Origin of the sequence: Streptomyces graminofaciens, assembly GCF_030294945.1 — a bacterium.
Lineage (GTDB): Bacteria > Actinomycetota > Actinomycetes > Streptomycetales > Streptomycetaceae > Streptomyces > Streptomyces graminofaciens.
In genome coordinates this window covers 9464411-9484536 of record NZ_AP018448.1, presented here as the reverse complement: position 1 = coordinate 9484536, position 20126 = coordinate 9464411, and the positions used below count along the sequence as shown (strand labels likewise).

The 20126-nt window shown below is 69.5% G+C and carries 17 protein-coding genes; 1 reads left to right on the top strand and 16 read right to left on the bottom strand.

Annotated features, from left to right (window positions below; all coding sequences use genetic code 11):
* Positions 1-51 precede the first annotated feature (51 nt).
* From SGFS_RS41710 to SGFS_RS41695, 4 genes are all read right to left on the bottom strand, one after another.
* Entirely contained in the window at positions 52-528 is a 477-nt protein-coding gene (locus tag SGFS_RS41710; protein ID WP_286257524.1) for a GNAT family N-acetyltransferase, read from the bottom strand.
* Positions 525-1469: an RluA family pseudouridine synthase gene (locus SGFS_RS41705; protein WP_286257522.1), complete on the bottom strand. Its 945-nt coding sequence runs from the start codon at positions 1467-1469 to the stop codon at positions 525-527. Before SGFS_RS41705 ends, SGFS_RS41710 begins: the two co-directional genes overlap by 4 nt.
* An 80-nt stretch (positions 1470-1549) precedes the next feature.
* A complete protein-coding gene (gene lspA, locus SGFS_RS41700) occupies positions 1550-2179 on the bottom strand; it encodes a signal peptidase II (protein WP_286257521.1) in 630 nt (209 codons plus the stop codon).
* Positions 2180-2259: 80 nt separating this feature from the next.
* Complete coding sequence (locus SGFS_RS41695; RefSeq protein ID WP_286257518.1) at positions 2260-3228, bottom strand: TraR/DksA family transcriptional regulator; 969 nt, start codon at positions 3226-3228, stop codon at positions 2260-2262.
* A 603-nt stretch (positions 3229-3831) separates the two neighbouring features.
* On the opposite strand from SGFS_RS41695, the gene ileS reads away from it, so the two are divergent.
* On the top strand, positions 3832-6969 hold the full coding sequence (gene ileS / locus SGFS_RS41690) for an isoleucine--tRNA ligase (protein WP_286257517.1): 3138 nt from the start codon (positions 3832-3834) through the stop codon (positions 6967-6969).
* A gap of 424 nt (positions 6970-7393) precedes the next feature.
* Here ileS and SGFS_RS41685 read toward each other — a convergent pair whose 3' ends face one another.
* From SGFS_RS41685 to SGFS_RS41630, 12 genes are all read right to left on the bottom strand, one after another.
* Positions 7394-8692 carry a DivIVA domain-containing protein gene (locus SGFS_RS41685; RefSeq protein ID WP_286257516.1) on the bottom strand — a complete coding sequence of 433 codons (1299 nt, stop codon included), beginning with the start codon at positions 8690-8692 and terminating at the stop codon, positions 7394-7396.
* Between the two features lie 52 nt (positions 8693-8744).
* Positions 8745-9035 carry a YggT family protein gene (locus tag SGFS_RS41680; protein ID WP_286257514.1) on the bottom strand — a complete coding sequence of 97 codons (291 nt, stop codon included), beginning with the start codon at positions 9033-9035 and terminating at the stop codon, positions 8745-8747.
* A gap of 60 nt (positions 9036-9095) precedes the next feature.
* Entirely contained in the window at positions 9096-9728 is a 633-nt protein-coding gene (locus SGFS_RS41675) for a cell division protein SepF (protein WP_286257511.1), read from the bottom strand.
* Positions 9729-9858: 130 nt separating this feature from the next.
* Positions 9859-10578 (bottom strand): YggS family pyridoxal phosphate-dependent enzyme, encoded by a 720-nt coding sequence (locus SGFS_RS41670; protein ID WP_286257509.1) that lies wholly within the window; start codon positions 10576-10578, stop codon positions 9859-9861.
* A 6-nt stretch (positions 10579-10584) separates the two neighbouring features.
* On the bottom strand, positions 10585-11316 hold the full coding sequence (pgeF, locus tag SGFS_RS41665) for a peptidoglycan editing factor PgeF (RefSeq protein WP_286257507.1): 732 nt from the start codon (positions 11314-11316) through the stop codon (positions 10585-10587).
* Positions 11313-12503 carry a cell division protein FtsZ gene (ftsZ, locus tag SGFS_RS41660; RefSeq protein ID WP_286257505.1) on the bottom strand — a complete coding sequence of 397 codons (1191 nt, stop codon included), beginning with the start codon at positions 12501-12503 and terminating at the stop codon, positions 11313-11315. The genes pgeF and ftsZ overlap by 4 nt, the downstream gene beginning before the upstream one ends.
* Positions 12504-12779: 276 nt before the next feature.
* Complete coding sequence (locus SGFS_RS41655) at positions 12780-13586, bottom strand: cell division protein FtsQ/DivIB (protein WP_286257504.1); 807 nt, start codon at positions 13584-13586, stop codon at positions 12780-12782.
* Positions 13587-13625: 39 nt separating this feature from the next.
* Complete coding sequence (gene murG, locus SGFS_RS41650) at positions 13626-14714, bottom strand: undecaprenyldiphospho-muramoylpentapeptide beta-N-acetylglucosaminyltransferase (RefSeq protein ID WP_286257502.1); 1089 nt, start codon at positions 14712-14714, stop codon at positions 13626-13628.
* A 6-nt stretch (positions 14715-14720) separates the two neighbouring features.
* Positions 14721-16073, bottom strand: a complete 1353-nt coding sequence (ftsW, locus tag SGFS_RS41645) for a putative lipid II flippase FtsW (RefSeq protein ID WP_286260318.1) — start codon at positions 16071-16073, stop codon at positions 14721-14723.
* 158 nt (positions 16074-16231) lie between these two features.
* A complete protein-coding gene (gene murD / locus SGFS_RS41640; RefSeq protein WP_286257499.1) occupies positions 16232-17668 on the bottom strand; it encodes a UDP-N-acetylmuramoyl-L-alanine--D-glutamate ligase in 1437 nt (478 codons plus the stop codon).
* Positions 17650-18723: a phospho-N-acetylmuramoyl-pentapeptide-transferase gene (gene mraY, locus SGFS_RS41635; RefSeq protein ID WP_286257497.1), complete on the bottom strand. Its 1074-nt coding sequence runs from the start codon at positions 18721-18723 to the stop codon at positions 17650-17652. The genes murD and mraY overlap by 19 nt, the downstream gene beginning before the upstream one ends.
* Entirely contained in the window at positions 18720-20126 is a 1407-nt protein-coding gene (locus tag SGFS_RS41630; protein WP_286257495.1) for a UDP-N-acetylmuramoyl-tripeptide--D-alanyl-D-alanine ligase, read from the bottom strand. Before SGFS_RS41630 ends, mraY begins: the two co-directional genes overlap by 4 nt.

The following is a 20126-nucleotide window of genomic DNA, read 5'->3' as shown; positions in this document are numbered from 1 at the left end:
CGGGCGGTGCGCGGGTGGGAGACCCCCCTCAAAGGCGAGTGGGAGACCCCCTCAGAGAGAGCGCCGCATCGCCCGATGCGGTATCCCCGCGTCAAGGAACTCGGCGCCGTACGCCACATACCCGAGCCGCTCGTAGAACCCCGTCGCATGCGTCTGCGCCCCCAGATCCACCGCGGTCAGCCCACGCGCACGCGCCGCCCCCTCGACGGCCCGCACCAGCGCGACCCCGACCCCGAGCCCACGGGCGGCCCGTACGACGGCGAGCCGCCCCAGCGACCCGACCCCCGGGGCCCCACCGGTCTTCCCGGCCGCGGCCTCCCCGAACAGCAGCCGCCCCGCCCCGAGCGGCACCCCGTCGTCCCGCACGGCGAGCACATGGACGGCGACGGCGTCGTACGCGTCGTACTCCAGGTCCTCCGGAACCCCCTGCTCGACGACGAAGACCTCCTTGCGCACCGCGAAACACGCCTCACGGTCGGCGGGATCCTCGACGACACGCACCGCGTACGCAACGGGCTCCGGACTCACGCGTACGTCTCCTCCCGCACCTGGTCCAGGGCCTTCTGCAGATCCGCGGGGTAATCGCTCTCGAACTCGACCCAGCTCCCGTCACCGGGGTGCTCGAAGCCGAGCCGCACGGCGTGCAGCCACTGGCGGGTCAGGCCGAGGCGCTTGGCGAGCGTCGGGTCGGCGCCGTACGTCAGGTCGCCCACGCACGGGTGCCGGTGCGCGGACATGTGGACGCGGATCTGGTGCGTGCGCCCGGTCTCCAGCTTGATGTCGAGCAGGGAGGCGGCGCGGAAGGCCTCGACCAGGTCGTAGTGCGTGACGGAGGGCTTGCCCTCGGCGGTGACCGCCCACTTGTAGTCGTGGTTCGGGTGCCGGCCGATGGGCGCGTCGATGGTGCCGCTCGTGGGGTCGGGGTGGCCCTGGACCAGCGCGTGGTATCGCTTGTCGACCGTCCGCTCCTTGAACTGCCGCTTCAGGAACGTGTACGCGTACTCCGACTTGGCGACCGCCATCAGGCCCGAGGTGCCCACGTCGAGGCGGTGCACGATGCCCTGGCGCTCGGCGGCGCCGGACGTCGAGATGCGGTACCCGGCTGCGGCGAGCCCGCCGATGACGGTCGGCCCGGACCAGCCGGGGCTGGGGTGCGCGGCCACGCCGACCGGCTTGACGATCACGACCACGTCATCGTCGTCGTGCACGATCTCCATGCCCTCGACGGGCTCGGCGACGACCTGCACGGGCGCGGGCGCCTGCGGCATCTCGACCTCCAGCCAGGCCCCGCCGTGCACCCGCTCCGACTTGCCGACCACCGACCCGTCGACCGTGACCTTCCCCGCGGCGGCGAGCTCGGCCGCCTTGGTACGGGAGAAGCCGAACATGCGGGAGATGGCGGCGTCGACGCGCTCGCCCTCCAGGCCGTCGGGCACGGGCAGGGTACGGATCTCGGGAATCGTGCTCACCCGTCGAGTATGCCGGACGGGTGACACGCCCCCGACCGGGCCTGTGGACAACCCCGGCCGGATCGGCTCACGAACGCTCGTCAGTCCTTGTGGACGGTCCCGTCGGGGTCGAGCCCCCGGAAGGACAGCAGCACGATCAGGATGCCGCCGCACACGATCGCCGAGTCCGCGAGGTTGAACACCGCGAAGCCCTTGGGCGCGATGAAGTCGACGACCGCGCCCTCGAAGACGCCGGGCGAGCGGAAGATCCGGTCGGTGAGGTTGCCGAGCGCGCCACCGAGCAGCAGACCGAGCGCGATCGCCCAGGGCAGGCTGTAGAGCTTGCGCGCCAGCCGGGCGATCACCACGATCACGATCGCCGCGATCACCGTGAAGATGATCGTGAACGCCTCACCGAAGCCGAAGGCCGCGCCCGCGTTGCGGATCGCCTCGAACTTGAGCCAGTCGCCGACGATCTCGATCGGCTCGTGGTGCTCGAGCTTCGCGACCACGACCATCTTGCTGATCAGGTCGAGGGCGTACGCCAGGGCCGCGACCCCGAACAGCACGGCGATGCGCCGCTTGCCGCGCGGCCGCGCGGCCGCGTCCCCGGCCGCCGCCTCGGTACCGTCCTCGGGAGCGGAAGCCGCCTGCCGCGCGGGCTGCTCCGGCTCGGCTCCCGCCGCCTCTGGGATATCCGGCGTACCGATGATGCGCTCCGCCTCTGCCACGTGAGTCCCTCAACCTAGGTGCCTGACTGAGGACAAAGGTACGACACGCCCCCAGCGGACCAGGGCTCAGGCGCCGCTCGCTATCGGCGTTCCTGCTTCTGCTTGCACTCGACGCACAGAGTGGCCCGGGGGAAGGCCTGCATACGCGCCTTTCCGATGGCTTTGCCGCAGTTCTCACAGAGCCCGTACGTGCCCGAGTCGAGCCGGTGCAGGGCGCGCTCGGTCTGGTCGAGCATCTCGCGCGCGTTGGCGGCGAGCGCCAGCTCGTGCTCACGCGTGATGTTCTTGGCCCCGGTGTCGGCCTGGTCGTCGCCCGCGCCGTCCCCGGAGTCCCGCATCAGGCCCGAGAGGGACTGTTCGGAGGCCTCCAGCTCGGTCCGTAGCCGAAGCGCCTCGGCCGTAAGTCCCGTACGGGCCTCCGCGACCTCCGCGGGGGTCCAGGGGTCCTCACCGGGGCGTACCGCGAGCTCGCCGGGCTCCGCCGCCGAGGGCCGTGCCTTGGGTACCGCGGAGGGCTTCTTCGCCGCCGTGGCCGTGCCAGGAGTGTTCTTAGCAACCACCGTCGTGGCTCCCGTCGTCTCGGCGGCCTCGGCCGCGCCCGCCTTCTTGACCGTGCTCTTCGTGCCGGTGCTCTTCTTGACCGCGCCCTTGCCGCCGGCGCCCTTCGCGGACGCGCGCGTCCTCGTGCCCTCCTGAGCGGGGGCTCTCTCTTCGGCCTCGCGCCCCTCGACGGCCCCCTCACCGGCGGTGTTCCGCTCCGAGAGGCCCTTCCCGGTGCGGCCCTGCCCGGTCCCGGACACGCCCTCCGCCTCGGCCCGTTCCTTTTCGTCCTTCCCCTTCGGGGAGGACGCTTTCGAAGCCGTCGCCTTCTTGGCCACGCTTTTCCTCACGGCGCCCTTCTTCGCCACGCTCGCCTCAGCGACGGCCCTCTTCCCGGCTCCCTTCACCCCGGTGATGGCCGCACCGGTCCCGGAGACACTCGCGTCGCCGGAGGCCGCCGTGGATCTGCCGGACGCCGACTGCTGTACGGCGGTCTTCTTCGCCACCATGGCCGCGGCCCCTTCACATATTGTGATCTTGCACGCGAATCGTGCTGGGACGATAAATCGACTTCAGTCCCGCGGCAACGGGGCACACCGCCCGATTCGCCCGCCTCACGGATGCCACCCGGAAGACCTTCAAGCGTTGTGCCCAGCTCCCCGCCGGGTATTCCGCCCGGCCGGACATCCCAGGATCCGGACGCCCGACCCACTCCATTCGGGTCATCCCGCAGGTCACCGCGCGACCGTCCACGGCCCGAGGAAAACCGGTCTGCCGCTGTCGGTGGGGCGCCGTACACTGGGCGGAGCGAAAAGCGTGGATGGGGACGAGTAGCGCCGTACGCAGCCAAGAGCGACCCGGGGACGGTGGAAGCCCGGGGGCGAGCGCGACGTGAAGATCACCCCGGAGCCGCCGGAAGAAAGCCGAGCCGTGTGAGGCCCAGCGAGTAGACCCGGTATCGCGACCTCAATGAGGGGGCTCACTGGTGCGTACGGCGCACAGGGGAGCCAAGGAGGGTGGTACCGCGGGAGCGCGCCGCACACGGCGTACGTAGCAATACGGCTCTCGTCCCTCCGACGGAAGGCAGAAAGTCCGTTGGAGGAAGCCCGCTCATGACAGAGCCGACGTACCGCCAGGTGCCCGCCCAGGTCGACCTGCCCGCGCTCGAGCACGCCGTGCTCGACTTCTGGCGCGAGCAGAAGATCTTCGCCAAGAGCCTGGATCAGTCCGAGGGCCGCCCCGAGTGGGTGTTCTACGAGGGCCCGCCCACCGCCAACGGCATGCCCGGCGCCCACCACATCGAGGCCCGCGTCTTCAAGGACGTCTTCCCCCGCTTCCGCACCATGCGCGGCTACCACGTGGCCCGCAAGGCCGGCTGGGACTGCCATGGCCTCCCCGTGGAGCTGGCGGTCGAGAAGGAGCTCGGCTTCAGCGGCAAGAAGGACATCGAGGCGTTCGGCATCGCCGAGTTCAACGCCAAGTGCCGCGATTCCGTGCTCCGCCACACCGACGCGTTCTCCGAGCTGACGACCCGCATGGGCTACTGGGTCGACCTCGACGACGCCTACGTCACGATGGACCCCGAGTACATCGAGTCGGTCTGGTGGTCGCTCAAGGAGATCTTCGACAAGGGCCTGCTCGTCCAGGACCACCGCGTCGCCCCCTGGTGCCCCCGCTGCGGCACGGGCCTGTCGGACCACGAGCTGGCACAGGGCTACGAGACGGTCGTCGACCCCTCGGTGTACGTCCGTTTCCCGCTCACCTCCGGTCCGCTCGCCGGCGAGGCGGCGCTCCTGGTGTGGACGACCACGCCGTGGACCCTGGTGTCCAACACGGCGGTCGCCGCCCACCCCGAGGTCACCTACGTCGTCGCGACGAACGGCGAGGAGAAGATCGTCGTCGCCGAGCCGCTCGTCGCCAAGGCCCTCGGCGAGGGCTGGGAGACCACCGGCCAGTCCTTCACCGGCGCCGAGATGGAGCGCTGGACGTACCAACGACCGTTCGAACTGGTCGAGTTCCCGGCCGAGGCGCATTTCGTCGTCAACGCCGACTACGTCACGACCGAGGACGGTACGGGTCTGGTGCACCAGTCCCCCGCCTTCGGTGAGGACGACCTCAAGGTCTGCCGCGGGTACGGCCTGCCGGTGGTCAACCCGGTGCGCCCCGACGGCACGTTCGAGGAGGACGTCCCGATGGTCGGCGGCGTCTTCTTCAAGAAGGCGGACGAGAAGCTCACCGAGGACCTCCAGAACCGCGGCCTCCTCTTCAAGCACATCCCGTACGAGCACAGCTACCCGCACTGCTGGCGCTGCCACACCGCGCTTCTCTACTACGCGCAGCCGTCCTGGTACATCCGCACCACCGCCGTCAAGGACCGCCTCCTCCAGGAGAACGAGAAGACCAACTGGTTCCCGGACACGGTCAAGCACGGCCGCTTCGGCGACTGGCTGAACAACAACATCGACTGGGCGCTCTCGCGCAGCCGTTACTGGGGCACCCCGCTGCCGATCTGGCGCTGCGAGGACGACCACCTCACCTGCGTCGGCTCACGCGCGGAGCTCACGGAGCTGACGGGCACGGACCAGTCGGCCCTCGACCCGCACCGCCCGTTCATCGACGACGTCACCTTCGCCTGCCCGCAGTGCGAGAAGACGGCCACACGCGTGCCGGAGGTCATCGACGCCTGGTACGACTCGGGTTCGATGCCGTTCGCGCAGTGGGGCTACCCGTACAAGAACAAGGACCTGTTCGAGTCCCGCTACCCGGCCCAGTTCATCAGCGAGGCCATCGACCAGACCCGCGGCTGGTTCTACACGCTGATGGCCGTCGGCACCCTGGTCTTCGACAAGTCCTCGTACGAGAACGTCGTCTGCCTCGGCCACATCCTCGCCGAGGACGGCCGCAAGATGTCCAAGCACCTGGGCAACATCCTGCAGCCGATCCCGCTGATGGACCAGCACGGCGCCGACGCGGTCCGCTGGTTCATGGCGGCCGGCGGCTCCCCGTGGGCGGCCCGCCGCGTCGGCCACGGCACCATCCAGGAGGTCGTCCGCAAGACGCTCCTGACGTACTGGAACACGGTCGCTTTCCAGGCCCTGTACGCCCGCACGTCGAACTGGGCGCCCAGCGCGGCGGACCCGGCCCCGGCGGACCGCCCGGTCCTCGACCGCTGGCTGCTCTCCGAACTCCACGCGCTCACCGACCAGGTGACGCAGGCACTGGAGGCGTACGACACCCAGCGCGCCGGAAAGCTGCTCTCGGCGTTCGTCGACGACCTCTCGAACTGGTACGTCCGCCGCTCGCGCCGCCGCTTCTGGCAGGGCGACAAGGCCGCGCTGCGCACGCTGCACGAGGTCGTCGAGACGATCACGAAGCTGATGGCCCCGCTGACCCCGTTCATCACCGAGCGGGTCTGGCAGGACCTGATCGTGCCGGTGTCCCCGGGCGCCCCCGAGTCCGTGCACCTGGCCGCCTGGCCGGAGGCGGACCTCTCCGCGATCGACCCGGAGCTGTCCAGGCAGATGGTCCTGGTCCGCCGCCTGGTGGAGCTGGGCCGGGCCACGCGTGCGGAGTCGGGCGTCAAGACCCGCCAGCCGCTGTCGCGCGCCCTGGTCGCGGTGACGGGCTTCGAGTCCCTGGACCCCGAGCTGCACACGCAGATCACGGAAGAGCTGAACGTCAGCTCGCTGGCGTCGCTGAGCGAGGTCGGCGGCAGCCTGGTCGACACGACCGCCAAGGCCAACTTCCGTGCCCTGGGCAAGCGGTTCGGCAAGCGCGTCCAGGACGTGGCCAAGGCAGTGGCGAACGCGGACGCGGCCGCGCTGTCCCTGGCCCTGCGCGAGGGCACGGCGTCGGTGGAGGTCGACGGCGAGACGATCACGCTCGCCCCGGACGAGGTGATCATCACGGAGACCCCGCGCGAGGGCTGGTCGGTGGCCTCCGACTCCGGTGCCACGGTCGCCCTGGACCTGGAGATCACGGAGGAGCTCCGCCGCGCGGGCCTCGCCCGTGACGCGATCCGCCTCATCCAGGAGGCCCGCAAGAACAGCGGCCTCGACGTGGCCGACCGTGTGGCGCTCCGCTGGAGGGCGTCCGACCCCGCGGTGACGGCCGCCCTTACCGAGCACTCGGCCCTGATCGCGGACGAGGTCCTCGCCACGGACTTCGCCCAGGGCGAGGCCGACGAGACATACGGCACACCCTTCACGGACGAGGCCCTCACGTTGACCTTCCGTCTGCGCAAGGCCTGACCGCCAGGGTCTGCCGAAACGGCCGTCCGGAAACCGCGGGCGGTAGTACGTGGCTGATCGCACAGTTCCCGGCGCTCCTGACGGGCGCGGCCTCAGCCGCCCCAACTGCCCCAGCCGACCCAGCCGCCCCAACTGCGGGCATCGTGACGCTGGGGCGGCAGGGGTGGGCGCATCGGCACCCGGGAAGCGCCGGTGAGCGAAACCACGCCCGCCCAGCCAAGCCAAGGGCACCCTCGAAGGCCTGGGGCACCGAAAAAGATCGGCGCCCCAGGCCTTCGGCGTTGCGTGCACCAGACACACGCACCCATTCCCGAACAACAGCCCCGAACTCCCCCGAACACGCGTAGCAAAAGGGCGCGGCCCCGGATCGAAATCCGGGGCCACGCCCTGAATGCTGCCGACGCCTACGGCGTACCCGTACTCGTCAGTTGTCGTCCTCGTCGATGAGGAACCCACGCATCGGCGAAGGCGCCTGCCCCATCGGCGACGGACCCTGCGGCCGGACCGGAGCCATCGGCTGGGTCATGGCCGGGGACATCTGCTGCTGACCACCGTAGGAAGGCGCGGCCGGAGCCGGGGCACCGCCCATGCCTCCACCCATGCCTCCGCCCATGCCGCCCGGGTTGCCACCGTACGACGGGGCACTCGCGCCGGCCGGAGCCATGGAGGGCGCCGGGGACGGCGGCAGCGACGCGGTCGCCGGAGTGCGCGGAGGGGCCAGCGAGTCGTCGGCCTGGGTCTCCAGCTGACGCAGCTGCGACTCCAGGTACGACTTCAGACGCGTGCGGTACTCGCGCTCGAAGCCACGCAGGTCCTCGACCTTGCGCTCCAGCGTGGCGCGAGCGGACTCCAGGGAGCCCATCGCGACGCGGTGCTTCTCCTGCGCGTCCCGCTCCAGGGCGTCGGCCTTGGCACGGGCGTCCCGCTCAAGACCCTCGGCACGCGAACGCGCCTCGCCGACGATCTTGTTGGCCTCGGAACGAGCCTCGGCGATCGCCTGGTCGGCGGTCTGCTGGGCCAGCGAGAGGACACGCGCGGCACTGTCGCCGCCGGGACCCTGACCGGGGCCGCCCATCGGACCACCCATGGGGCCGCCCATCGGGCCACCCATCTGCTGCATGGGCTGGCCACCCATCGGACCCTGGCCCATCTGGCCCTGACCCATGGGCTGCATCTGGCCCTGACCCATCGGGCCCTGGCCCATCGGTCCCTGACCCATCGGGCCGGGACCCTGCTGCCCCTGGCCACCAGGGCCTGCGGGCAGCTGCGGGGCGCCGCTCGGCAGCTGGGGCGGGCCACCCATGGGGCCACCCATCTGCTGCGGCGGGCCCGATATCCCAGCGGGTACGGGCGCGCCGGGACCACGCATGCCCTGCTGCTGCATGCCACCTTGCTGCATGCCACCCTGCTGCATACCGCCCTGCTGCATGCCCTGCTGCTGCATGCCACCTTGCTGCATGCCACCTTGCTGCATGCCGCCCTGCTGCATGCCGCCCTGCTGATCCTGGGGCTCCGGAGGCTTGCGCATGTTCTGCTGGTTCTGGGCAGCGGCGCGCGTGGCCGCGGCCAGTTTGGCGCGCAGATCCTCGTTCTCGCGGAGCAGTCGCGTCAGTTCGGCTTCGACCTCATCGAGGAAGGCATCGACCTCGTCCTCGTCATAGCCTTCTCGGAGGCGGACGGTCGTGAACTGCTTGTTCCGCACGTCCTCGGGGGTCAACGGCATCTCTTCACCTCAACGTAGTCATCGGCAGTCGGCAAGACCGGTTCGTCCACAATCACCTCGCGAGTCCGCCCACGATGTAGATCAAGATGTAGACGATGATCATCAGTACGAAGAAGGACAGGTCGAGCGCCACGCCCCCGAGACGCAGCGGCGGAATGAACCGCCGCAGAAGCTTGAGCGGTGGATCGGTGACAGTGTAGGTGGCCTCCAGAACGACCACCATCGCCTTGCCGGGTTGCCATGAGCGGGCGAACTGGAAGACGTAGTCCATGACCAACCGGAAGATAAGCACGATGAGCAAGCACATCAGCGCGACGTAGACAACCTGCCAAACCACGCTCATGATCCGTGCTTCCCTCTCCCCTGTTTCCCTGTTCCGTGCTGTTCGTTCCGGTCGTGCGTCTCAGCTCTGGTTGAAGAACCCGCCCTCCGCGATTCGGGCCTTGTCCTCCGCCGTGACATCGACGTTAGCAGGCGACAACAGGAACACCTTCTGCGTCACCCGCTCGATGCTGCCGTGAAGACCAAACACCAAACCGGCCGCAAAGTCGACAAGTCGCTTCGCATCTGTGTCGTCCATCTCAGTCAGATTCATGATCACCGGGGTGCCCTCACGGAAGTGTTCCCCGATGGTACGGGCCTCGTTGTAGGTCCGCGGGTGCAACGTCGTGATCCGGTAAGGCTCTCGCTCGGACACGACCTTGGGCATGATCACCGGTGCGTTCTTCTCCAGACTCGAACGTTCTTGTGTGATGGATGCCACGGGCGCGATCCGGGCGGGTCGCATCGATTCCGCGGGGAGCGAAGAGGAGTGCGACACGGGCTCACGCTGAACGGGAGGCTGCACCACTCGCACCGATTCGTCCCTTTGCGGCTGGTGCGCCTGATGCACCGGCTCGCGGTGCCGGTGCTCCCGCTCGGGCTCCGGGTCGAGCTCGGGCTCGAAGTCGTCATCGGGGTCGAATCCCCTGCCGTCGTACCCATCGTCCTCCACGAGGCCGAGGTAGACCGCCATCTTGCGCATCGCGCCGGCCATGCTCTGAGTCCTCCGCTCTGTGGTGGATCGACTGACGACTTGCCAATTGCCCGCGATCCACGAGGCCGTTATGCCCGCCTTTCGGCGGTAATGACCATATTTTCTGCTGTGGTCCGACTTCTTGGCGACGTTACCCGAGCCTGGGACGGACTCCGAGTACCGCAGTACCGACGCGTACATGTGTCGCCCCAGCAGCCACGGCCTCCTCGAGGTCCGCACTCATCCCTGCGGAGACCATGTTCGCAGCCGGATGAGCCCGGCGCAGGTCAGTCGACAAATCCATCAACCGATCGAACGCCGCGCGCCCGCGCCCCGCGTACTCCCCGGCGAGCGGCGCGACAGTCATCAGACCGTCCAGCCGCAATCCCGGCGATTCCACCACGAGATCCGCCAACTCGCCGATCCCCTCGGGTCCGACGCCTCCCCGGTCTCCCCGGCCGCCCACCTCGGCGTCGAGTGCGACCTGCAGAAGACATCCCACCTCACGCCCGGCCCGAACCGCCTCCTTCGACAGAGCCGTGACGAGCCTGGAACGATCGACGGACTGTACGAGATCCGCGTAACGGACCACAGAACGGACCTTATTGGTCTGCAACTGACCCACGAAGTGCCAGACAAGGGGCAGATCCGCACATTCGGCAGCCTTGGGCGCCGCGTCCTGGTCCTTGTTCTCGGCGACATGACGCACACCTAGTTCCGACAGGATCCGCACATCGCTCGCGGGATAGGTCTTGGTGACCACGATCAGGGTCACCTCGTCGCGCTTGCGCCCGGCGGCGACGCACGCCGCCGCGATGCGGTCCTCCACCTGCGCCAGATTTCTGGCGAGTTGTGCCTTACGGTCCGTCATGCCTTATCAGTCCAGCCAGACATATCCCGCGAGTCGCCCTGTCGTGCGGTCGCGGCGGTACGAGAAGTGGTCGCGCGACTCCAGCGTGCACACGGGAGACTGCTCCCGATCGCGCACCCCGAGCCGCTCCAGTTGAGCGTGCACTCCGGCGCACACATCCACGGAGGGTGTGCCCCAGCTGGTTTCGGCGTACGCCGCCGGCTCGACGGAGGCCACCTCGGCGCGCATCGCGTCGGGCACCTCGTAACAACGGCCGCAGACGGCGGGGCCGGTGCGGGCGACGATCCGGGTGGCCTCGGCACCGAGTTCGATCATGGCCTCTACGGCGGCGGGGACGACCCCGGCGATCATGCCGGGCCGGCCCGCGTGGGCGGCGGCCGCGACCCCGGCGACGGGGTCGGCCAACAGGACCGGGACGCAGTCGGCGGTGAGAACCGCGAGCGCGAGACCACGCCGGGTGGTGACGATCGCGTCGACGGACGGGATGTCGGAGTCGGAGCCCCACGGGCCTTCGACCACCGCCACGTCCGCGCCGTGCACCTGGTTCATCCAGACGACGCGGCCGGCCTCCAGGTTCAGCGACTTGGCGGCCAGTTCACGGTTCGTGCGTACGGCGTCGGCGTCGTCCCCGACCGCCCCGCCGAGGTTGAGCTCCACGTACGGAGCGGCGCTCACCCCGCCCCACCTGTCGGTGAAGGCGAAATGCGCGCCGCTGCGGGAGTCCGTCTGACCTATCACTTGAGGAAGTCCGGCACGTCCAGCTCTTCCGCCGCGCTGTCCGAGTAGGACCGGGACGGCGGGACCGGCGGGGAGAGCGGAACCTCGTTCACCGGCTCCGGGGCGAGCGCCGGCTCCTCCTTCGGCTTGACGCTGCCGAGCGAACCGAAGGACGGGCGGGTCTCGGTGGACCGCACCGGCGTCGGCTCCTCGCGCTTGGCCGATGCCGAGCCGAGGATGGTGTCCCGCTTGGCCGGGGGCTGGCCGCCGTCGAAGCCGGCCGCGATGACCGTGACCCGGACCTCGTCACCGAGGGCGTCGTCGATGACCGCGCCGAAGATGATGTTCGCCTCGGGGTGGGCGGCCTCGCTGACCAGCTGCGCGGCCTCGTTGATCTCGAACAGACCGAGGTCGGAGCCACCGGAGATGGAGAGCAGGACGCCCCGGGCGCCGTCGATGGAGGCCTCGAGGAGCGGCGAGGAGATCGCCATCTCGGCGGCGGCCACCGCGCGGTCGTCGCCGCGGGCCGAGCCGATGCCCATGAGGGCCGAACCGGCCTCGGACATGACCGACTTGACGTCGGCGAAGTCAAGGTTGATCAGACCGGGCGTGGTGATCAGGTCGGTGATGCCCTGGACACCGGAGAGCAGGACCTGGTCGGCCGACTTGAAGGCGTCGAGGACCGAGACCTGGCGGTCCGAGATGGACAACAGCCGGTCGTTCGGGATGACGATGAGGGTGTCGACCTCTTCGCGGAGTTCGGCGATGCCGTCCTCGGCCTGGTTGGCGCGGCGCCGTCCCTCGAAGGTGAACGGGCGGGTGACCACGCCGATGGTGAGGGCGCCCAGGGATCGCGCGATGTTGGCCACGACGGGCGCGCCGCCGGTACCGGTGCCGCCGCCTTCACCGGCGGTCACGAAGACCATGTCGGCCCCCTTGAGGACCTCCTCGATCTCCTCGCGGTGGTCCTCGGCGGCCTTGCGGCCGACGGCCGGGTTGGCTCCGGCGCCGAGTCCGCGGGTGAGTTCGCGGCCGACGTCGAGCTTGACGTCGGCGTCGCTCATCAACAGCGCCTGAGCGTCGGTGTTGATGGCGATGAACTCGACGCCCTTGAGACCGACCTCGATCATCCGGTTGATGGCATTGACACCACCGCCGCCGACACCGATGACTTTGATGACTGCGAGGTAGTTCTGCGGTGCTGCCACGTCGAAGGCCTCTCGCCTCGAGTTACGTGTCGTCGCCTCACGGGTGATGCGAGCCGACGACTGATGCCGAAGGGGACGGTCCGAACGCCGACCCGAACCCTAACGCTGAAGTTTAGGGTTACCAGTGTGACTGTTCCTTGGACTCTTCCGAACAGGACACTAAGTCGACAAGTGGCGCACGTTCAACGAACACGCCGAACCTCCCGTTTTTCTTTTCACCCTATGTGATCAGCCATAGCGGTGCCCAACCAGGGTGCTGGCCTGCGCGGATGTGCGTCAACTCCCCGATGACGCCGGGGCGGTGGGAACACGCACATCGAAGTTCCGCGCACCAGGGGCGGCTTTCATCAGAGCAGTGAGAGTACGGGCCTTCGCGCGCCCCTTCTCGCCACATCCCCACGCCACGGTGCGCCCGCCGGTCAACTCCAGCGAGATGTCGTCGTACGAGCGGACCTTGACGACGCGCGTGTCGCGCGCGGCGGCGGCCGGAATGGCGCGGGCGACCCGTACGGCCTCCCGCACGAGCCGCTCCTCGCCGAAGCGTCGCAGACTGGCGGCGGCGGAACCCGGGGAGGAAAGCGCCAATTCCAGTACGGGAACGCCCTCAGGGGCATGCGAAACCGTCGCGAACCGTACGCCCTTCGCGTCCACTTCGACGTAGTTGCCCGCATTTCCCGTGTCTTCGACAATCAGAACCGGAGTGCGCTCGGTCACTTTCAGCTCGATTCCATGAGGCCAGGAACGGGCGACATCAACCGAGTCAATTCGGGGCAATTTCCTCCGCAATCGTGACGCGATCTCGTCGGTGTCGACGGAAATCAGTGGTTCACCAAGCGGAATTTGGGCAGCCGTGCGCACCTGAGCCTCGGTCAGGACGTCCGTCCCCGAGACCGTCACGCGCTCGGCACGCAGCCACGAGGAGCCGTACAGGACCCAGAGCGAGCCGCCGCCGAGAAGGAGCAGGGCGACGGCCAGGATGATGAACATACGAAGACGGGGAAGCCGTCTGCCCGACAGTGGGCCGTAGACCGAATCCTTGTATCCCTCGCCCGCGTCGCGCTCGGCGGTGGTCGGTCCGGCCACGGCTCCCCTGCCTTCCGCTCTGTGCCTCCGGCCGCTGCCTTACCGGCGCGACGCGATCGCCTCGTACACCATCCCGACGAGCAGGTCGTCGGCGTCCCGGCGGCCGAACTCGCTGGCGGCGCGGGACATCTCGTAGAGCCGGTGCGGGTCGGCGAGCACGGGCAGGACGGTCTGCTGGACCCACTGGGGGGTCAGCTCCGCGTCGTCGACCAGCAGTCCGCCGCCGGCCTTGACCACCGGCTGGGCGTTCAGTCGCTGTTCGCCGTTGCCGATGGGCAGCGGGACGTAGGCGGCCGGGAGTCCGACGGCGGAGAGTTCGGCGACGGTCATCGCGCCCGCGCGGCAGAGCATCATGTCGGCCGCGGCGTACGCGAGGTCCATCCGGTCCACGTACGGTACCGGGATGTAGGGGGGCATTCCCGGCATCTGCTGCACCTGTGGCAGTTCGTTCTTCGGGCCGACCGCGTGCAGGATCTGGATGCCGGCCTGCTGAAGGTAGGGGGCGACCTGCTGGACGACCTCGTTCAGGCGGCGGGCGCCCTGGGAGCCGCCGGAGACCAGCAGGGTCGGCAGGTTCGGGTCGAGACCGAACATCGCGCGGGCCTCGGGGCGCGCGGCTGCGCGGTCCAGGGTCGCGATGGCTCGGCGCAGCGGGATGCCGATGTAACGGGCGTCACGGAGCTTGCTGTCGGGCGTGGAGACGGCGACCCGGGCCGCGTACCGCGAGCCGATCTTGTTGGCCAGGCCGGGGCGGGCGTTGGCCTCGTGGACGACGATCGGCACGCCGAGGCGCTTGGCGGCGAGGTAGCCCGGCAGGGCCACGTAACCACCGAAGCCGACGACGCAGTCCGCCTTGGTGCGCTCCAGGATCTGCTCGGTCGCCTTGATCGTGCCACGCAGTCGGCCCGGCACGGTGATCAGCTCGGGGGTGGGCTTGCGTGGCAGGGGTACGGCGGGGATCAGCGCGAGTTCGTAGCCGCGCTCGGGGACGAGGCGCGTCTCAAGGCCGCGCTCGGTGCCCAGGGCCGTGATACCCACGGTCGGGTCCTGCCTGCGCAGGGCGTCCGCGAGGGCGAGCGCGGGCTCGATGTGACCGGCGGTTCCGCCACCGGCGAGTACGACATGCACCGAAATTCACCGCTCTCCGGACGAACGCGCCATCGAGGCACGCCGTCGCATCGTGTTCCATCTCCCGGGCCCCGAAAGGCCGCCGCCCCGTTTTCTACCAAAGCGGGGTTGCCGCATCGCAAGCGCCGCCCGCGCAGCGGGGTCGTCGCGCGCGAAGGCGATCAGCAACCCGATGGCGAACATGGTCGGCAGCAGGGCGGAACCTCCGTAGGAGAACAGCGGGAGCGGGACACCGGCGATCGGCAGCAGGCCGAGCACCGCACCCATGTTGATCACCGCCTGCGCGGTGATCCAGGTGGTCACGCCTCCCGCGGCATACCTCACGAAGGGGTCCTCCGTGCGTCCGGCCACGCGGATACCCGCATAGCCTAGAGCCGCGAAGAGGGCGAGCACCGACAGCGTCCCCGCGAGGCCCAGTTCCTCACCGGTCACGGCGAAGATGAAGTCGGTGTGCGCTTCCGGGAGTTGCCCCCATTTTTCCACACTGGCGCCAAGCCCGGAACCGAAGATTCCGCCCGAGGCGAGGGCGTAGATGCCGTGCACGGCCTGCCAGCAGTCGGCACCGTCCGCGCGGGGTTCCGTGGCCCCGATGCAGGCGAGGCGGGCCATGCGGTTCTCGCTGGTCCTGATGAGGACGAACCCGATGAGCCCGGCGATCGACAGTACGCCGACGAACAGCCGCGTCGGTGCCCCGGCCAGCCAGAGCAGGCCGAACAGGACGGCCGTGAGGATGATCGCCGTGCCCATGTCGCCGCCGAGCATGATCAGCCCGAGCAGCATGAACGTCACCGGGACGAGCGGCACCAGCATGTGCTTCCACTGCGTGAGCAGCCGCTTGTCCTCCTTGCGGGCGAGCAGGTCGGCGCCCCACAGCACGAGCGCCAGCTTGCCGAACTCGCTGGGCTGGATCTGGAACGAGCCGCCGATGGCGATCCAGTTCTGGTTGCCGTTGATCGACTGCCCTATCCCGGGGACCTGGACGAGGGCCATCAGGAAGACACAGCCGGCCAGCAGCGGGTACGCCAGGGCCCGGTGCAGTCTCACCGGCATCCGCGAGGCGAGGAGCAGCAGCACGGTGCCGATCGAGGCCGCGAGGAACTGTTTGCGGAAGAAGAACGTGCCGGGCAGCGACTTCTGCAACGCCGTGATCTGCGAGGCCGAGTAGACCATCACGAGCCCCAGCACGGTGATCAGCAGACTGCCGCCGAGGATCACGTAGTAGGCGGTAAGCGGCCGGTCCCAGGCCTTGCGGACGCGCGTGTGGAGCCGGCGTACGGGGTTGTCGCGGGGCGGGCGGGGAACCGGTGGCCGCCGGGTGAGCCGCTGGACGGGGGGACGGCCGGTACGACTGCCGACCATCAGCGACCCCCGCCGCTGGGGGAGGACGTCCCGCAGGGCCGGACGGACCGGCACAGCGCCGTGCCGTCGGCGGACAGCCGCCGACGATGCCCCGACCGCATCCGTGTCACGCGTCCCTCCCAATGTCGCCTGGCGCCGCCAGGCAAGGCGGGCTCAGGTCAGCCGTCGGCGGAGGCGAGTTCACGAACGGCGTCCGCGAACGCTTCCCCGCGCTTGTTGTAGTTGGTGAACATGTCCATGGAGGCACAGGCAGGGGCCAGGAGAACCGTGTCCCCCCGCTCGGAGAGCCGCCGCGCCTCGCGGACGGCCGCGAGCATCGCCCCAGTGTCGGTCCGGTCGAGGTCGACGACCGGCACTTCCGGCGCGTGTCGCGCGAGCGCTTCGCGGATCAGCGCGCGATCCGCGCCGATCAGCACCACACCCCGAAGCCGCTTCGCCGACTTGGCGACCAGTTCGTCGAAGGCCGCGCCCTTGGCGAGCCCGCCCGCGATCCACACGATCGACTCGTACGCCGCCAACGAGGCTTCCGCCGCATGCGTGTTGGTGGCCTTGGAGTCGTCGACGTACGCGACGCCGTCCACGTCGGCCACGTGCGCGATGCGGTGCGCGTCCGGCGTGAAGGCCCGCAGACCGTCCCGTACGGCCTTGGGGGGCACTCCGAAGGCCCGGGCGAGGGCCGCGGCCGCGAGGGCGTTGGCGACGTTGTGCGGGGCCGGCGGGTTGACGTCCGCGACCTCGGCGAGTTCCTGGGCGTTCTTCTGCCGGTTCTCGACGAAGGCCCGGTCGACCAGGATGCCCTCGACGACGCCGAGTTGGGACGGGCCGGGCGTGCCGAGCGTGAAGCCGATGGCCCGGCAGCCCTCCTCGACGTCCGCCTCGCGCACCAGGTCCTCGGTGGCCTTGTCGGCCGCGTTGTAGACGCAGGCGACCCGATTGCCCTCGTAGACACGGCCCTTGTCCCTGGCGTACGCCTCCATGGAGCCGTGCCAGTCGAGGTGGTCGGGGGCGAGGTTGAGGACTACGGCGGAGTGGGCGCGCAGCGAGGGCGCCCAGTGGAGCTGGTAGCTGGACAACTCCACGGCGAGGACGTCGTACTGCTCCTCGCCGAGGACCGCGTCCAGCAGCGAGACCCCGATGTTGCCGACGGCGGCCGTGCGCAGGCCCGCCGCCGTCAGGATGGAGGCGAGCATCTGCACGGTGGTGGTCTTGCCGTTGGTGCCCGTGACGGCCAGCCACGGTGCCGCTTCTCTGCCGTCCCGCCCCCGCAGCCGCCAGGCCAGTTCGACGTCGCCCCAGATCTCCAGGCCGGCCGCACGGGCCGCCTCGAACAGCGGCTTGTCCGGCTTCCAGCCGGGGGCGGTGACGATCAGCTCGGTGCCCTCGGGCAGGGTCGCCCCGTCGCCGAGGCGCACGGTGATGCCGAGCGCCTCCAGTTCGGCGGCCTGGGCCCGGGCGCGCTCGTCGTCGCCGTCGTTGACGACCGTGACGACCGCGCCGAGGCCGTGCAGGACCTTGGCCGCCGGGATGCCGGAGACTCCCAGTCCGGCGACGGTGACGTGCTTCCCCTGCCAGTCGGTCACTTGTCTGCTGCCCATCCCGCGTAGAAGAGACCCAGTCCGACGATCACACAGATGCCCTGGATGATCCAGAAACGGACCACGACAAGGACCTCGGACCAGCCCTTGAGCTCGAAGTGGTGCTGGAGTGGCGCCATTCGGAAGACACGCTTGCCGGTGAGTTTGAACGAGCCGACCTGGATGACGACCGACATCGTGATGAGGACGAACAGACCGCCGAGGAGCGCGAGCAGCAGCTCGGTGCGGGAGCAGATCGCGAGACCCGCGAGCGCGCCGCCGAGGGCCAGCGAACCGGTGTCACCCATGAAGATCTTCGCGGGCGAGGTGTTCCACCACAGGAAGCCGAGGCAGGCGCCCATCAGCGCGGAGGCCACGATCGCGAGGTCCAGTGGATCTCGTACCTCGTAACAGGCGGCCGGGTTGGTCAGGGCCTCCGTGTTGGCGCAGGACTCCTGGAACTGCCAGACACCGATGAACGTGTAGGCGCCGAAGACGAGCACGGAGGCGCCGGTGGCGAGGCCGTCCAGACCGTCGGTCAGGTTCACGCCGTTCGACATGGCGAGGATCATGAACAGGGCCCAGATGACGAACAGCACCGGGCCGATCGTCCAGCCGAAGTCCTGGACGAAGGAGATCTTGGTGGAGGCCGGCGTCTGGTCGCGGGCGTCCGGGAACTGCAGTGCGAGGACCGCGAATCCGATGCCGACGATCAGCTGGCCGGCCATCTTGGCCTTGGCCCGCAGACCCAGCGAACGGCGCTTGACGATCTTGATGTAGTCGTCGAGGAAGCCGACCAGGCCCATGCCGCCCATCAGGCCGAGCACCAGCAGACCGGAGAAGGCCGGCGGCTGGCCCGTGATCACCTTGGCCAGGAAGTACGCCACGATCGTCGCCAGGATGAAGGCGATACCACCCATCGTCGGCGTACCGCGCTTGCTGGCGTGCTCGCGCGGGCCGTCGTCGCGGATGTACTGACCGTAGCCCTTGCGGGCCAGCAGCTTGATCAGCAGCGGGGTGCCGACCAGGGTCAGGAAGAGGCCAATGACTCCTGCGAACAGGATCTGCTTCATCATCGGGCGGCAACCTCACCCTCGTTGCCGCTGTCGAGCAGCGCCTGCGCCACGCTCTCGAGCCCGACCGACCGGGACGCCTTCACGAGTACGACGTCTCCCGGGCGCAACTGACTGCGCAACAGGTCGACCGCCGCCTGTGCGTCGGACACGTGCACCGACTCCTCACCCCACGAACCCTCGTTATATGCGCCCAGTTGCAGCCAGGACGCTTCCCTGCCCCCGACCGCGACGAGCTTGCTGACGTTGAGCCGGACGGCTAGCCGTCCGACCGCGTCGTGCTCGGCGAGCGATTCGTCCCCGAGCTCGGCCATCTTGCCGAGCACCGCCCAGGTCCGCCGCCCCTTGCCCATCGCCGCGAGCGCGCGCAGAGCGGCTCGCATGGACTCGGGGTTCGCGTTGTAGGCGTCGTTGACGACCGTCACGCCGTCCGGGCGCTCGGTGACCTCCATCCGCCAGCGGGAGAGGGAGCCCGCCTCGGAGAGCGCGGTGGCGATCTCTTCCGCGGACATGCCCAGCTCATGGGCGACGGCGGCCGCTGCGAGCGCGTTCGACACGTGGTGCTCACCGTACAGGCGCATGGTCACATCGCTTGCACCGGAGGGTGTGTGAAGTCTGAAGGCGGGCTGTCCGGCGTCCGTGAGCCGTACGTTCTCCGCCCGTACGTCCGCTTCGTCGGACTCTCCGAAGAGGATCACCCTGGCCTTCGTACGGGATGCCATCGCGCGTACGAGGGGGTCGTCGGCGTTGAGGATCGCGGCGCCGTCCTCCGGCAGGGCCTCGACCAACTCGCCCTTCGCCTCGGCGATCTGCTCCCGGCCGCCGAACTCGCCGATGTGGGCGGTGCCGACATTGAGGACGAGGCCGACCTTCGGCGGGGTCAGATCGGTGAGGTAGCGGATGTGGCCGATGCCTCTGGCGCCCATCTCCAGGACGAGGAAACGGGTTTCCTCGGTGGCGCTGAGGGCGGTGAGCGGCAACCCGATCTCGTTGTTGAGGGAGCCGGGCGTGAAGACGGTCGGCGCCTTGCGCCGGAGCACCTGGGCGATCAGGTCCTTGGTGCTGGTCTTGCCCGCGGAGCCGGTGAGGGCCACGAGGGTCGTGCCGAGCTTCGTCACGACGTGCCGGGCGAGGGCGCCGAGGGCCGTCTGGACGTCCCGTACGACGATCGCGGGCACGCCGACGGGGCGGGACGCCAGCACCGCTGCCGCGCCCGCCTCGACGACCGCGGCCGCGTAGTCGTGTCCGTCGACGCGCTCGCCGACGAAGGCGACGAAGAGGCTGCCGGGCCCCACGTCGCGGGAGTCCCGGACGACCGGTCCGGTGACCTGGACCGACGGATCCGGTATGTCGTGGGTCTGCCCGCCGACGACTTCTGCGATCTCGGCGAGAGAGAGGGCGATCAC

Coding starts and splice junctions, on each gene's coding strand:
- SGFS_RS41695 (WP_286257518.1), bottom strand. CDS start 3,228: ATGGTGGCGAAGAAGACCGCCGTACAGCAGTCGGCGTCCGGCAGATCC.
- ileS (WP_286257517.1), top strand. CDS start 3,832: ATGACAGAGCCGACGTACCGCCAGGTGCCCGCCCAGGTCGACCTGCCC.
- SGFS_RS41685 (WP_286257516.1), bottom strand. CDS start 8,692: ATGCCGTTGACCCCCGAGGACGTGCGGAACAAGCAGTTCACGACCGTC.
- SGFS_RS41680 (WP_286257514.1), bottom strand. CDS start 9,035: ATGAGCGTGGTTTGGCAGGTTGTCTACGTCGCGCTGATGTGCTTGCTC.
- SGFS_RS41675 (WP_286257511.1), bottom strand. CDS start 9,728: ATGGCCGGCGCGATGCGCAAGATGGCGGTCTACCTCGGCCTCGTGGAG.
- SGFS_RS41670 (WP_286257509.1), bottom strand. CDS start 10,578: ATGACGGACCGTAAGGCACAACTCGCCAGAAATCTGGCGCAGGTGGAG.
- ftsW (WP_286260318.1), bottom strand. CDS start 16,073: ATGGTCGGCAGTCGTACCGGCCGTCCCCCCGTCCAGCGGCTCACCCGG.
- murD (WP_286257499.1), bottom strand. CDS start 17,668: ATGGGCAGCAGACAAGTGACCGACTGGCAGGGGAAGCACGTCACCGTC.
- mraY (WP_286257497.1), bottom strand. CDS start 18,723: ATGATGAAGCAGATCCTGTTCGCAGGAGTCATTGGCCTCTTCCTGACC.